This is a genomic window from Flavobacterium sp. B114r, from assembly GCF_056824125.1.
On sequence record NZ_CP124858.1, the window covers coordinates 3,147,144 to 3,160,566 of the forward strand.

The following is a 13,423-nucleotide window of genomic DNA, read 5'->3' on the forward strand; positions in this document are numbered from 1 at the left end:
TTATTTTAATGTTAGTGAATTAATGATATCAATATAACTTTCTTTGGCCTCGTCGATTGATATATGACTTATTTGCATCCAGGCATTTGTTTTGAAAGCATCTCTTAAATCAAAATTTTCAGATTGATTATAGACAGCAGTCCCAAAAGTTGCCTGTTTGTAATATGCATAAAGGCGCAACTGCACATCTTGTGGCAGTGAGGCCTGAGTCATTTTTAAAGCAATTTCTACTGCCTCTGAAAAACGAGTATCTAAATCTTTTTCGATCATTAAGCTTTTGTAGCAATAACAGTTTTACCGCCAATTGCTTTTTGGTTTAATACTACATTGATTGGAGTACCTAAAGGTAGGAATAAATCTACTCTTGAACCAAATTTTATAAAACCAGCATCTGTTCCTTGTACGACTTGCATACCTTCCTGAGCATAGTTTACAATTCTTCTTGCAAGAGCACCGGCAATTTGTCTGTAAAGTATTTGTCCAAAAGTTTCGTTTTCGATTACAACCGTTGTTCTTTCATTTTCTTCACTCGCTTTTGGATGCCATGCAACCAGAAATTTCCCTGGGTGGTATTTACTGAATTTTATAATTCCGTCCATTGCGTAACGTGTTACGTGTACGTTTATTGGTGACATAAAAATAGAAACCTGTATACGTTTGTCTTTAAAAAATTCACCTTCGTAAACTTCTTCAATAACTACAACTTTACCATCTACCGGAGCAAGAATCTGATCGCTATTTCTAATAGCAATTCTTTTAGGGTTTCTGAAAAATTGCAGGATAATGATCAAAACTAGTACACCGGCAATTTGAACAAGCATTCTTAGCCAGGCAATATCAATGAATTTGTCAGCAATTAAAAGTACAGCTACTGCAAATGCAGTACCTAATAAAATGGATGGGCCTCCCTCTTTATGAAACATAATATAAAATTTGATAAAATAAAAATATAATTGGTGCTACAAATATAACACTATCTAGTCGATCTAATACACCTCCGTGACCTGGCATGATAGCACCGCTATCTTTTACGCCGGCTACTCTTTTAAACTTTGATTCGATTAAATCTCCTATGGTTCCAAAAATGCTTACAATTAAAGCAATTATAGTCCAGATTAAGATCGATTTACTGCTAAAATCAGGATTAGGCTGAATGTATAACTTAGAAATTAAAAATCCGGCAAAAGCAGCAAAAACTACTCCGCCAAGAAATCCTTCTATCGTTTTTTTAGGAGAAATGCGTTCGAATAATTTATGTTTTCCAATAGATTTTCCAACTAAGTAAGCAAAAGTATCATTAGTCCAGATCAAAACAAATAAGCCAATGACAATTTTTGGATTGTAATCTTTTATTCCAAAAGAAATCTTGGTAATAAAAAGAAAAGGTAACATGATGTATCCAATTAAATAAATGTATTTGGATATCTTGCTTATCGTTTGAGTATCGTCAAATAAAAAGACAATACATTTTACAGATACAATTAGAGTAATTACAAGCAATACGGTAAATAAACGATCTGTATCGATCGTAAATACGATATTCTCTTTTAAAAGTTTATTGATGTAATTTTCGGTTTCGTTTCTATAAAAGCTAATTAAAGCTACAGTCGAGTAAAAAACAGAAACGAACAAGATAGAAAAGACTTTGTTAAGACCTACTAAGTTGCAGAACTCATATGTAGCAATGACAAGGAAGATACCAAAAAGAATAATAAAGCTTTCGGTAGAAAACAAAATCGAAGTTAGTAATAAAGCGATATAAACAGCACCAGAAATGGTTCTCTTGAGTGTTTCATTCATCTTAAAGGTCTTCTAAGAGCAATAAATATAAATTCTTGGCAACACTTCCGTATTGTGTAAAATCTTCTTCTTTTGCTTTTTCGAAATATTTTATGGTGGTGATATTAGTAGGGTAATCCCTTTCGTATTTTCTTTTGATAGCGCTTAAACCGTCACTTTTTATTAATTGCAATTGACTTGTTGTTGCAATTATCACAATGTTTGCGGGTAATTCGTTTGGCTTGTCCTGTCTGATCTGTTTTGATGAAAATAAAATAGAACCCTCCTCGGCAATTAAATTCTCGCAGGTAGCCAGTAAAAACTTAGGGTTTTTAGGAGAAATATAAATTAACTTGTTCTCTGCTAATAAATGAAATAGTCCGGGCTCGTAGCATAAAACTTCACTTTCGAACCAGTCATTTTCTTCCAGTATATTTTCAAATTGCTCAGCAACTTCTTGTTTGTTCTCACAATATAGAAATTTACCGCCATTTTTTTTGAAATTAAAAATGAATCTTTCGTCGATAGACAAATGATTATCAGGAGTATGATTTCCTCCATACTGGCTTTCATTCTCTTCATCAGATGAAGCATCGCTAGAACCAAATATTTTTTTGAAAAAATTCATTTTATATGAAATACTTTACATGTTAATTGAAAACGTTCAAAGATAAAAAAATCTTAATTCAAAAGGCTATTTTGAATTAAGATTTTAAAAAATATTACATATTTATTGAATATTTACGAAACCACTTCTTCTAAATTTTTATCAAAAGTACGTTTTCCGAAAATAGTTTCTAAGTCATCTTTAAAAATAACTTCTTTTTCAATTAATATATCAGCTAATTGATTTAGCTTGTCTTTGTTTTCTTCAAGGATTTTAATTGCTCTTTCGTATTGACCTTCAATTAATTCTGAAATTTCTTTGTCAATTACTTTAGCAGTTTCTTCAGAATATGGTTTAGAGAAATTGTATTCACTTTGACCTGTTGAGTCATAATAAGTAACATTTCCTATTTTTTCATTCAAACCATAAATAGTTACCATGGCACGAGCCTGACGCGTAACTTTTTCTAAATCGCTTAATGCACCAGTCGAAATTCTGTCAAAAGTTACCTTTTCAGCAGCTCTTCCGCCCATAGTAGCACACATTTCGTCTAGCATTTGGTCAGTTCTCACGATTTGTCTTTCTTCAGGAAGATACCATGCAGCTCCTAAACTTTGTCCACGAGGAACAATAGTTACTTTAATAAGTGGTGCAGCATGCTCTAACATCCAGCTTACAGTTGCGTGACCAGCTTCGTGAATTGCGATTGCTCTTTTTTCGTCTGGAGTAATAATTTTATTTTTCTTTTCAAGACCACCAATAATTCTGTCAACAGCATCTAAGAAATCTTGTCTGTCAACTGCTGTTTTGTTGTAACGTGCAGCAATTAAAGCAGCTTCGTTACAAACATTTGCAATATCAGCACCAGAGAATCCCGGAGTTTGTTTTGCTAAGAAATCAAGGTCAAGACCTTCGACTTTTTTGATAGGAGCTAAGTGTACTTTAAAGATTTCAGCTCTTTCGCGAATGTCCGGTAAGTCAACAAAAATTTGTCTGTCAAAACGACCGGCACGCATTAAAGCTTTGTCAAGAACATCAGCTCTGTTTGTTGCTGCCAATACAATTACGTTAGAGTTTGTACCAAAGCCATCCATTTCTGTCAGTAATTGATTCAAAGTGTTTTCTCTTTCGTCATTTCCACCTGACATATTGCTTTTTCCTCTTGCTCTACCAACAGCATCAATTTCGTCGATGAAGATGATAGCAGGAGATTTTTCTTTAGCTTGTTTAAATAAGTCACGAACACGTGAAGCACCAACTCCTACAAACATCTCTACGAAATCAGAACCTGATAACGAAAAGAAAGGAACCTGAGCTTCTCCCGCAACTGCTTTTGCAAGTAATGTTTTACCAGTTCCCGGAGGTCCTACAAGTAGTGCGCCTTTTGGGATCTTACCACCAAGATTGGTGTATTTTTCAGGGTTTTTAAGGAATTCTACAATTTCTTGTATTTCTTCTTTAGCACCTTCTAAACCGGCAACATCTTTAAATGTTGTTTTAATATCTGTTTTCTCATCAAACAATTTAGCTTTCGATTTTCCAATGTTAAAGATTTGTCCGCCACCGCCACCTGCGCCACCTGACATTTTACGCATAATGAAAATCCAAACACCAATAATGATGATGATAGGAAGTAAACTGATTAAAATATCGCTCCAGTTATTTTTTTGCAAGAAATTAAAATCTTTCAGTTTGCCTTCGCCAACTGCTTTTTCTAATTTAGTTTGAAAAATCTGGTCGTTACCAATTTCTAATGTATAGTGAGGACCTTTGTTAGGTCTTTCGAAAATATCATTAGCTACTTTTTTATTTGCCGGATCTTTAAGAGCAGCAGCGTTTAAGTATACTTCAGCTTCAGCTTTATTATAAACGATTACTTTTTCAATTTGACCTTTTTCTAATAAAACGTTGAATTTAGAAGAAGTTAATTGAGCAGGTTCGCTTAAGTTTGATCCTCCGGTTGCAAAACTTATAAATAAAAAAACTAGAAGTATTGCGGTATATATTAACCAAGGACTTATTTTAAATTTACTCGGATTTGGATTATTATCTTTAGCCATTAGAGAAAGTTTCTTTTAGTATTTGTTTTCGATTGTAGTTATTTTGGCGTCACCCCAAAGGCTTTCGATATTATAATATTCACGAATGTGTTTCTGGAAAACGTGTACAACAATGTGCACATAATCCATAAGAACCCACTCAGCATTATCGGTTCCTTCTACATGCCACGGTTTATCTTTTAAGTCTTTAGATACTGTTTTTTGAATTGAGCCTACGATGGCGTTTACTTGGGTATTTGAGTTTCCGTTGCAGATAACAAAATAGTCACAAACTGCCGTGTCTATATCCCTTAAGTCAAGAATACTAATATCATTTCCTTTTACTTCTTCAATCCCCTTGATTATGTTCGCCAATAGAACATCATTATTAATAGTCTTTTTCGCCATGAATTATTTTATATGATTTTGTAAAGTTACCAAAATTTGTGATTATTTTTGAACCTTAACAAAATATTAAATTAAGTTAATTAAATTCCTTTGATGAAACTAATCAAACTCGATGCCATAGATTCTACAAATGATTTCCTTAAATCATTAGCGAGCCAGGATGAACCTGATAATTTTACTGTAGTAACCGCTGAAAATCAGACAAAAGGCAAGGGACAGATGGGGTCTAAATGGCAGTCTGAATCAGGTAAAAACTTAGTTATGAGTGTTTTGGTAAAGGATTTTCTGTATGATAATGAACAGGTTTTTAATCTGAGTATTATTGTTTCATTGGCAGTTATAGATGCTTTAAAATCATTGAATATTCCTAAATTAAGTATAAAATGGCCAAACGACATTATGTCATATAATAAAAAGATTGGTGGCATACTTATCGAAAATACCCTAAAAAGTGATGGCAGGATCGTGTCAGTCGTTGGAATAGGACTTAATGTTAATCAGACAAATTATGAACATTTGCCAAATGCTTCGTCATTGGCCGTGATTTGTAAAACTCAATTCGATAAAAATGTCCTGCCGGTTTTAATAGTCGATAAAATAAAGGAAAGAATCGAATTTTGGCAAACCAACTCAACTGAGTTTTGGAGGGAATATTTTAATTCTTTATTCAAAAAAGGAATTCCAATGCCATTTAAGAATCTCAAAAATGAGAATTTTATGGGGATAATTCAAGGAGTTTCCTCTATTGGTAAAATACAGATTTTGCTGGAGGATGATTCTGTATCAGAATTTGAAATCAAAGAGGTTCAGATGCTTTATTAGGAGGTTCTAAGGTTCTGAGTAGCTAAGTTGCTAAGTTTCTTTAAAAAAAAATAATCTCGAAAAATTGCAAAGTTTTATTACTCTCGTTTTTGTCATCCTGAGGGACGAAGGATCACACTAGGAACTCCGTATAGAATATTTCAATCTTTGTTGAGCTTCGAGTGTGAATCTTCGTTTTTTCAGCATGACATATTTTGCGGGTAAAAGAGTGGCAAAAAAACATAAAAAAACCCAATCATAAGATCAGGCTTTAAGTTTTTATAAGTAGAGAATTAACAATTAACAATTGATAATTAAAAATTATAGTTTGGTCATATTAGTAGCCAAAGTTTCGATGAATTTGCTAATTGGCCCTTTGATCATCATTGCCATCATAGGATTAAATTCTCCTTCGAATTGTAGTTGAACAGCGCTTTCGGCGGCTGAAACACTTTCTATATTCGAAACTAAAGTAAAAGGAAGTTTATCACTTGCAGCTCCTAAAACAATTTTGTTTGGTGCTGTTTTCTCTTTCATTTTAAGTTTTATTTCCGGCATGCCTTTTAATCCAAAGATAAAAGCATCTTCGCCAATTACTTCGAATTTAGCGATGTTATCCGGCATTAGTTTTTCGAAATTTCTAACATCAGTCAATAAATCAAATAACTCCTGAGCTGATTTCTGAACAGTAACTTTTGGACTTTCTAAGTTCATATCTTAATTTTTTTATAGTATCTAAATTATTTTTACCGCAAAGAACGCAAGGTTTTTTATTTTTGATTGTAAATCTTTATGAATAAAAAGTTCGCAAAGCTAAATCTTAAATTAAATTCCAACAATCTAAAATTCTAAAGTCTGCAATCTAAAATTATTCCTTTTCCTGCCCCCACGTAGATGGACTTTCGTTCCATTCCAGCAAAGTCGATTGTTGATCTTCGGTAATGTATTGTTTCTGAACTGCTAAGTCTAATAGATTTTCGTAATTACTTAACGTATACAAATCGATATTAGCCTTTTTAAAGTTATCTTCGGCAACGTTAAAACCGTAGGTAAAGATCGCTGCCATCCCTTTTATGTTGGCACCTTCGTTACGTAAAGCTTCAACAGCCATCAAACTGCTGTTTCCTGTGCTGATTAAATCTTCTACAACAACAACATTTTGTCCTTTTTGTAAAAAACCTTCAACTTGATTTTGTCTTCCGTGTTTTTTTGCTTCCGGACGCACATATACGAATGGTAATCCAAGGCTTTCAGCAACAAGAATCCCCACTCCAATAGCTCCAGTGGCAACACCGGCAATTACATCTGGTTTCCCAAATTGTTTTTCAATATTCTTCGCAAACTCATCACGAACGTAGTTTCGGATGCTCGGAAATGAAAGAATTAACCTATTATCACAGTAAATAGGAGATTTCCAACCTGAAGCCCATGTAAAAGGATTTTCGGGATTCAATTTAATTGCATTTATTTGCAAAAGCAATTCGGCTGTTTTTTCGGCAGTATCTTTATTAAAAATCATAGTACAAATGTATAAAGTTTTTGTGAACGACAAACCACTTTTTTTGACAAATGAAATCTCAAGAGAGACTGATTTTCAATTATTCTTGTTAGAGAGTATTGATATTGAGCAGCTTATAGTCAAAATGTTTCAAAATAAAATTCAAAAGGCGTATTTATATCATCCTGATGAAAAGGAAATTATGAAGACACTTAAGGCTAAAATCCCTGTAAATAAAGCGGGAGGAGGTCTTGTTTACAATAAAAAAGGCGAAGTTTTATTTATTTTTAGAAATGGAAAATGGGACTTGCCAAAGGGCGGAATCGAAAAAGGAGAGGAAATTGAGGCAACTGCCATGCGCGAAGTTGAAGAAGAAACCGGTGTAAACAAACTGCGCATCATTAATAAACTCGAAAAAACATACCACGTTTTTAAACGCAACGGAAAATATAAACTCAAAGTCACGCATTGGTTCGAAATGCAATCTGATTTTGAAGGAACACCAGTAGGTCAGCTTGAAGAAGGTATCGAAAAAGTGGCGTGGTTAAATCCCGAGCAAATCAAAGAAGCCCTGAAAAACTCTTATGAGAATATTAAGCTGTTGTTTGAAGAAGAAAAACAGTTAAAATAACAATATCAAAAGTCAATATCAAATACCAAATCTTAATTTAAAACTATTAAGGGTTTGCCGGTATGACTTAAATAAAAAGAAAAACATTTAATTGCTCGTTTAGATTGCGAATGACCTCAACTAATGTTATATTACAGGAAAATACTGCGATATTAAAATTCAGTGCTTAAATGCACTGTTTTTCTAAAGTTGTAGTTATAAGGCGTAATGCTATTTTTATCTAATCACGAAGACAGGCAATCGAATTAAATGATTTTTAAATCCTTAAAAAAAAATATAGAAATAGAAGACAGCGCATTTGATATGTTGTATTCTACACGCATCAGGAGACTTGCAGAGCGACATTGGACTCCGGTTGCCATTGCCAGGATTGCAGCTGATTATCTGGTTGATAAACCCAATAAAAAGGTTTTGGATATTGGTGCAGGCGTTGGTAAATTTTGTTTAGTAGGCGCAGCCTCTACAAAAGGACTTTTTTATGGTGTCGAGCAAAGGGAATCCCTTATAAAGCTATCCAAAAAAATTGCCGAAAAACATCATGTCGAGAATGTTGAATTTATTCATTCTAATATCATTGATATTTCTTTTTCAGATTATGATGCCTTTTATTTTTACAATTCTTTTTTCGAAAATGTAGATACTTCCTGCCCCATAGATAAAATTGTAGTTCCAGAAAACGAATTGTTTCTCACTTATTCCAATTATGTCAGGGATCAGCTCGCTAAAGCGCCTAAGTATACAAGACTTGTAACGTATTGGAGTACATGGGAAGAAATTCCTGAAAGTTTTGATTTAGAATATTCTGCCTGCGACGGAGTATTGAACTTCTGGAAAAAAATGTCGTGATTTACCACTTTTCAAATTTACATTTCTTAAAATTAGCAGGGCGTGCCATCATCCCGATAAGAGGGCAAAAGTACTTTACGCGTATACGCCCTCTTATCGGGATGCTGTCAGGCTATCCACACTGCTTCGGCAGTTAGTTCCTATCCCTCACGTGGGGAATGGGGTCTAAAAGGTATTTCTGGTTTCTTACTTGTTTTTAATCCTGGGAGGAAATCTTAAGCATTATTACTATTTAACTTTATCAGAAGATTATCTTCATTAAAAACAGCATCAATTACATTCTCATTCTTTTCAGCTTTAATTTCGTTTCCATTCGATGTTATTTTATAGCCTTTCTGTGTTAGATAATTTGTAAAAGCATTTTTATGGTTTTGAATTTCAAATGTTGAAATTAATTCAGGAAAAACAGTTAAAATTCGAGAGAATTCTTCACTCTCAACTTTGTCTATTACATCAGATTTTATGGTAAGAACCATTGTTCCTTGTCCGTAATTTCCAAGATAATAAGCACTTCCGTTGAACATTTCGACAGCAATCATTCCCATTAAATGTAAATCATTCTCTACGGCGTCAAATTTTCCAACAGTCAATAAATCAATATTATTTTGTTCTCCATATTGCTTTAGTAAAAGAGCCTGTTTCATAAGAGACTTGGTATAACCGCCCGCTTTATTTTCCCAGATCCAAAGCCATGTCTCTGAAGAATGAGAAAACGAACCCAAAGCCTGCATGGGAAAAGTAAGATTGTCTCCAAATGTTATTTCTTCTTTGTCCATGTCAACATTCCAGGAAAGATCGCCAGTAACATCATAAAGATTTCTTTGTTTCTCTAAAACAGCAGCTCCAAATTTCTCTAAAAAATCATTTTCAGATGTAAAATGCTTGCTAATGTTTGGTTGACTAACAGTTGAAGTTGACTCCGTATTTTCTTCTTTCTTTTTAAAAAGGTTATTAAATAATCCCATTTTTTTATGGTTTTTTAGTTAGTATAAAATTGATATTTCTTGTTTTGTCTCGTCCTGAAATAGGTTTACAAATCGATTTGATAGATTCTGGATTCTTCTTCCCAAGGATGATAGCCTTGCCCGATATAGCTAAAGCCAGATTTTTCGTAAAATCCCGTATGATCCGTACACAGGTATAAGTTTTTGAATCCCGCTTTTTTAGAGTCTTCTTTGGCTTTTTTTATTAATAAATTACTATAGTTATTTCCGCGGTATTTCTCGTCTATAAAAATGGCACAAATCCAGGGATAAAGATCCATGCGGCTAATGAAGTCATTTGTAATAAGTCCCGCGCAACCAATAACTTTCTCGTTAAGTTCTAACAGGTACCATTGTGGCAAAGAATCTTTGGCATTTATACTATGCGTAATGCAATCTTCATAAATAATAGGTGCTATTTCAGGCCAGCTATTTTGAAAATATTGAATTGTTTTATCTTTATATTCCGGGTTTTCTCTTACTGAGATTATTCTCATTTCTTTTTTATTTTAAAGTAAAAAATGTTTACTTATTTTATACTTGTTACTGACTATTTTCGTCTTTTATGCCTTTAAGTAATGCATAAATTGCCATTGAATAGCCTTGACCTAAATCAAAATCTTCTTTGAGCCAGTTTACAATATCTCCTGCTTTTGCTTCTGGTTTTAGTTTTTCGTCTAGTGTAAATGCTTTTTGTTCTGCCAAAGTTCTAAACTCAGCCGGACCATTTCCTGTTTTTTCTTTAATAGTTTTTAGATATCATAGAAATGACATAGAATGATAGTTAATTGGTTTATAGATGTACGAAAATACAAATAAAAATATAATTGGTTTTTAGATTTTTGCTTTCCTTTGCCAACTTTGTCAAAGTTCAAAACCAAGAGTGTAAGGAACTTTTGTAAAAAACTATTATTTTTATTTTCTGTATGTCAATAAATATCAGAAAATGCAAATCAGAACAGAAGTAAAAGAAATATTAAATTATATTTCAGAAGATCAACTTGATTTTTTGCTCAGCAAACAATGGTTGATTGGAATGCTAAAAAATTAAAAGGTAAGGAATTATTTAAACTTTGTATTTTTGGTGTCTTAAATGAAAACAGAGCCAGTTCCAGAGTGTTTGAGAATTTTTACGAGAATCATTTTTTTGTAAATATGCTCAGATTCCTAAAGATAAAAGTGTTAGTCACAGCAGTATTGCAGAGAGAATTGGAAAAATCAACGTGGAATATTTCGAGAAACTATATCAGTATACTGTTACTGTTTTTCAGGATAAACTTGAACAGAAAGATAAAGCAAAATTAAGCTTATACGACTCAATAATTACAAGTTTATCTGCTTCTTTATTAAGTTTTGGAATGCAAAATGGACAGAAAAATAAAAAAGGAGAGCAAGGTAAAAACAGTATAAAATTTACAATTGGTTTTAGTGAATTGCCATTTAATGTAAATTTTCACAAAGATCAAAAAATGATTAGTGAAGATTTGGCTTTGGGTAATATTCTTCAAGAACACATAAGTAATAAAAAAGATATTGCGGTTTTTGATCGAGGAATGAAGGAAAGAAAAACAATGGCTGAGCTCTCCAATAAGGATAAATATTTTGTTACTCGAATTTATAAATCATCTAAGTATGAAATAGAAAAAGGCAGTAAAGTTATACCGTTGGATTGTGAAGATGAAACTATTAAGTTGATAAAACACAGTAAAGTTCATCTTTATGCCAATCAAAAAAAGACTAAAATAGTTTTTAGATTAGTAGAAGGGATATTGAAATCTGATGGAGAAAAAATATTATTTTTAAGCAACTTGCCCGAAGAAGAATTTACGGCAGATCAAATAGCAAAAATTTACAAAAAGCGCTGGGATATTGAGCGTTTCTTTAGATTTATAAAACAAGAACTTAATTTTAAACACTATTTTTCAAGACAATGGAATGGAATTCAAGTAATGATATATATTATTCTAATTGCATCCATTTTACTTTTGAGTTACATAAAACTCAATGGCTTAAAAGGATATAAGATCCCCAAAATTTCATTTTGTAATCAATTACAAAATGAAATCATTCAACAAGTAGTAATACATTGTGGTGGGGATCCTAGTAAATTAGAAACATTCAATACATGAAAGAAAGTTCATTACACTCTTGGTTTAAAACTTTGACAAAGGTCTCTATGTAAGCCTTTGCAATCTTCAAGGTCTTCACGCACAGCTTTGTGATCTTAAAATCTGCGCAAAGCATTCCAAAATAAAAAAAACTTTGCGCTCTTTGCGGTAAAATATCAGCATAAAGTTTAACCGCATTTCAAGCTGAAACCTGAAACAAACAAAAACCCGAGACATATTATAAATATTTCGCGAGCTCGATTATTCCTTCTTCGAGTTGTTTCTCGGTAAGTGAAGCGTAGCCAAGTCTGAATCCTGAAATTGGTTTATTAAAACTAAATTTTTCCGGCGTTATTATTTTTATACCCTTTAAGAGTAGCTTGTCTGAAATTTCTAAGATATTTACGTCTGAATTTGGTACTACCCAAAAAGCCAAACCTCCTTCAGGTTTTATAAATGTGACTTTATTTTTGAGGTGTTTGTTGCAGATTATTTCAAAAGCATCTCTTTTTGTTTTGTAGATAAGTGTTGTTCTTTTAAGATGTCTTTTTATTTCGCCTTCATTGATAAGTTGCAAGACAGCTTCTTCCATAATATTATCGCCTTGTACGTCGATCATTTTTCGATGTTTGCCTACTTTTAGAATGTTTTCGGAACTACTTACCAAATAACCAATTCGTAAAGCGGGCGCTACAATTTTGCTCAATGTACCTATATAAATGACATTTTTTGCATTGCTGTAACTGGAAATAGGTAAAACAGGACGCTGCCCAAAATGGAATTCATTGTCGTAATCATCTTCAATAATCGTAAAGTTGTATTGGTTGGATAATTCGATAAGTTTCAATCTTCTTTTTAAACTCAAAGTTACCGTTGTTGGATATTGATGGTGCGGCGTTACGTAAATTGCCTTTATATTGTTGTGTTTCTTCAAATGTTCCTCGACTTCTTCGATTAGTAAACCTTCTTTATCAATATTTACAGGAAGTAATTGTGCTCCGGCATTTTCAAAGGTTTCCCAGGCAGGTTTATAGCCGGGATTTTCTACCATTACAAAATCGCCTTGGGTTAGTAAACAATTAGCGGTTAAATACATTGCCATTTGACTTCCGCGGGTAATGCAAATTTCATCTGGCGTAATGTTCATTCCTCTTTTAAAATTGAGCATTTGAACAATGGCTTTCCTGAATTCCAAATTTCCAAATTCAGTACTGTATCCCATAATTTGCCAACGCGATTTTCGATTAAAAATCTGTCTGTAGGCTCTTGCCAATTCATTCATTGGTGCGATTCGGCTATCGGGAATTCCGTCATCAAAAACGATAAGCGGTTTTATTTCTTCGTTTATAAAATTAGTTTTTTGTTGTTGAGCTGTGTTTTCTTTAGATAGAGGGAGAATATCAGCGACAAAAGTTCCCTTTCTTTCTATTGTTATGAGCCAGCCTTCGGCTATAAGAACGTCTAAAGCTTCGATTACAGTATTTCGGTTTACTTTCAATAGCCCGGCAAGTTGCCTGCTTCCTGGTAAAGCATTTCCGCTTTTAAGCATACCTGTTTTAATTGCTTCAATAATAGCATCGGCGATTTGCAGGTATATTGCTTTGTCAGTATTGGTATTGAACTGAATTTCTAATTTCCAAGGTCTTAGCATCTGGACTAGCTGTTTATGTTGAAACTGTGTTATTTTAATAGTCCAAAGTTAAGATAATTTTGAAAAGCAATA

The 13,423-nt window shown here is 33.1% G+C and carries 16 protein-coding genes; 4 read left to right on the forward strand and 12 right to left on the reverse strand.

Translation table 11 applies throughout. The features are described from left to right. From QLQ94_RS13480 to rsfS, 6 genes are all read right to left on the reverse strand, one after another. On the reverse strand, positions 1 to 270 hold the full coding sequence (locus QLQ94_RS13480; protein WP_271338019.1) for an acyl-CoA-binding protein: 270 nt from the start codon (positions 268 to 270) through the stop codon (positions 1 to 3). Then, positions 270 to 923, reverse strand: coding sequence for a phosphatidylserine decarboxylase family protein (locus QLQ94_RS13485; RefSeq protein ID WP_271338018.1), 654 nt, complete (start codon positions 921 to 923; stop codon positions 270 to 272). The genes QLQ94_RS13480 and QLQ94_RS13485 overlap by 1 nt, the downstream gene beginning before the upstream one ends. After that, positions 913 to 1,800, reverse strand: a complete 888-nt coding sequence (locus tag QLQ94_RS13490; protein ID WP_482497441.1) for a phosphatidate cytidylyltransferase — start codon at positions 1,798 to 1,800, stop codon at positions 913 to 915. The genes QLQ94_RS13485 and QLQ94_RS13490 overlap by 11 nt, the downstream gene beginning before the upstream one ends. 1 nt (position 1,801) lies before the next feature. Further along, positions 1,802 to 2,407, reverse strand: a complete 606-nt coding sequence (locus QLQ94_RS13495; RefSeq protein WP_271338015.1) for a lactate utilization protein B/C — start codon at positions 2,405 to 2,407, stop codon at positions 1,802 to 1,804. 113 nt (positions 2,408 to 2,520) lie between these two features. Beyond that, positions 2,521 to 4,446 carry an ATP-dependent zinc metalloprotease FtsH gene (gene ftsH, locus QLQ94_RS13500; RefSeq protein ID WP_482497443.1) on the reverse strand — a complete coding sequence of 642 codons (1,926 nt, stop codon included), beginning with the start codon at positions 4,444 to 4,446 and terminating at the stop codon, positions 2,521 to 2,523. A gap of 15 nt (positions 4,447 to 4,461) precedes the next feature. Then, the gene (gene rsfS / locus QLQ94_RS13505) at positions 4,462 to 4,833 is read right to left on the reverse strand and encodes a ribosome silencing factor (RefSeq protein WP_072964675.1); all 372 of its coding nucleotides are present in this window, start codon (positions 4,831 to 4,833) and stop codon (positions 4,462 to 4,464) included. A gap of 93 nt (positions 4,834 to 4,926) precedes the next feature. Here rsfS and QLQ94_RS13510 point away from each other — a divergent pair, with 93 nt between their 5' ends. Beyond that, on the forward strand, positions 4,927 to 5,655 hold the full coding sequence (locus tag QLQ94_RS13510) for a biotin--[acetyl-CoA-carboxylase] ligase (protein ID WP_271338008.1): 729 nt from the start codon (positions 4,927 to 4,929) through the stop codon (positions 5,653 to 5,655). Positions 5,656 to 5,955: 300 nt separating this feature from the next. Here QLQ94_RS13510 and QLQ94_RS13515 read toward each other — a convergent pair whose 3' ends face one another. Together QLQ94_RS13515 and pyrE are read right to left on the reverse strand one after the other, a co-directional pair. Continuing rightward, on the reverse strand, positions 5,956 to 6,348 hold the full coding sequence (locus tag QLQ94_RS13515; protein WP_271338006.1) for an SRPBCC family protein: 393 nt from the start codon (positions 6,346 to 6,348) through the stop codon (positions 5,956 to 5,958). A gap of 154 nt (positions 6,349 to 6,502) precedes the next feature. Beyond that, positions 6,503 to 7,153, reverse strand: a complete 651-nt coding sequence (gene pyrE / locus QLQ94_RS13520) for an orotate phosphoribosyltransferase (RefSeq protein WP_271338004.1) — start codon at positions 7,151 to 7,153, stop codon at positions 6,503 to 6,505. A gap of 7 nt (positions 7,154 to 7,160) precedes the next feature. Here pyrE and QLQ94_RS13525 point away from each other — a divergent pair, with 7 nt between their 5' ends. After that, complete coding sequence (locus QLQ94_RS13525) at positions 7,161 to 7,763, forward strand: NUDIX hydrolase (RefSeq protein ID WP_271338002.1); 603 nt, start codon at positions 7,161 to 7,163, stop codon at positions 7,761 to 7,763. 249 nt (positions 7,764 to 8,012) lie between these two features. Beyond that, complete coding sequence (locus tag QLQ94_RS13530; protein WP_271338000.1) at positions 8,013 to 8,609, forward strand: methyltransferase domain-containing protein; 597 nt, start codon at positions 8,013 to 8,015, stop codon at positions 8,607 to 8,609. A gap of 215 nt (positions 8,610 to 8,824) precedes the next feature. Here QLQ94_RS13530 and QLQ94_RS13535 read toward each other — a convergent pair whose 3' ends face one another. The 3 genes from QLQ94_RS13535 to QLQ94_RS13545 all read right to left on the reverse strand — a co-directional run bounded on the left by QLQ94_RS13535 (position 8,825) and on the right by QLQ94_RS13545 (position 10,339). After that, entirely contained in the window at positions 8,825 to 9,574 is a 750-nt protein-coding gene (locus QLQ94_RS13535; RefSeq protein ID WP_271337998.1) for a DUF6882 domain-containing protein, read from the reverse strand. Positions 9,575 to 9,639: 65 nt separating this feature from the next. Further along, a complete protein-coding gene (locus QLQ94_RS13540; protein ID WP_271337996.1) occupies positions 9,640 to 10,089 on the reverse strand; it encodes a GNAT family N-acetyltransferase in 450 nt (149 codons plus the stop codon). Between the two features lie 46 nt (positions 10,090 to 10,135). Next, positions 10,136 to 10,339 carry a DUF4287 domain-containing protein gene (locus tag QLQ94_RS13545; RefSeq protein WP_482499978.1) on the reverse strand — a complete coding sequence of 68 codons (204 nt, stop codon included), beginning with the start codon at positions 10,337 to 10,339 and terminating at the stop codon, positions 10,136 to 10,138. Positions 10,340 to 10,755: 416 nt separating this feature from the next. Between QLQ94_RS13545 and QLQ94_RS13550 the strand changes: the two genes are divergently transcribed. After that, positions 10,756 to 11,721, forward strand: a complete 966-nt coding sequence (locus QLQ94_RS13550; protein ID WP_482499979.1) for an IS4 family transposase — start codon at positions 10,756 to 10,758, stop codon at positions 11,719 to 11,721. 217 nt (positions 11,722 to 11,938) lie between these two features. Here QLQ94_RS13550 and pdxR read toward each other — a convergent pair whose 3' ends face one another. Further along, a complete protein-coding gene (gene pdxR / locus QLQ94_RS13555) occupies positions 11,939 to 13,351 on the reverse strand; it encodes a MocR-like pyridoxine biosynthesis transcription factor PdxR (RefSeq protein ID WP_482497447.1) in 1,413 nt (470 codons plus the stop codon). Between the last annotated feature and the right edge of the window lie 72 nt (positions 13,352 to 13,423).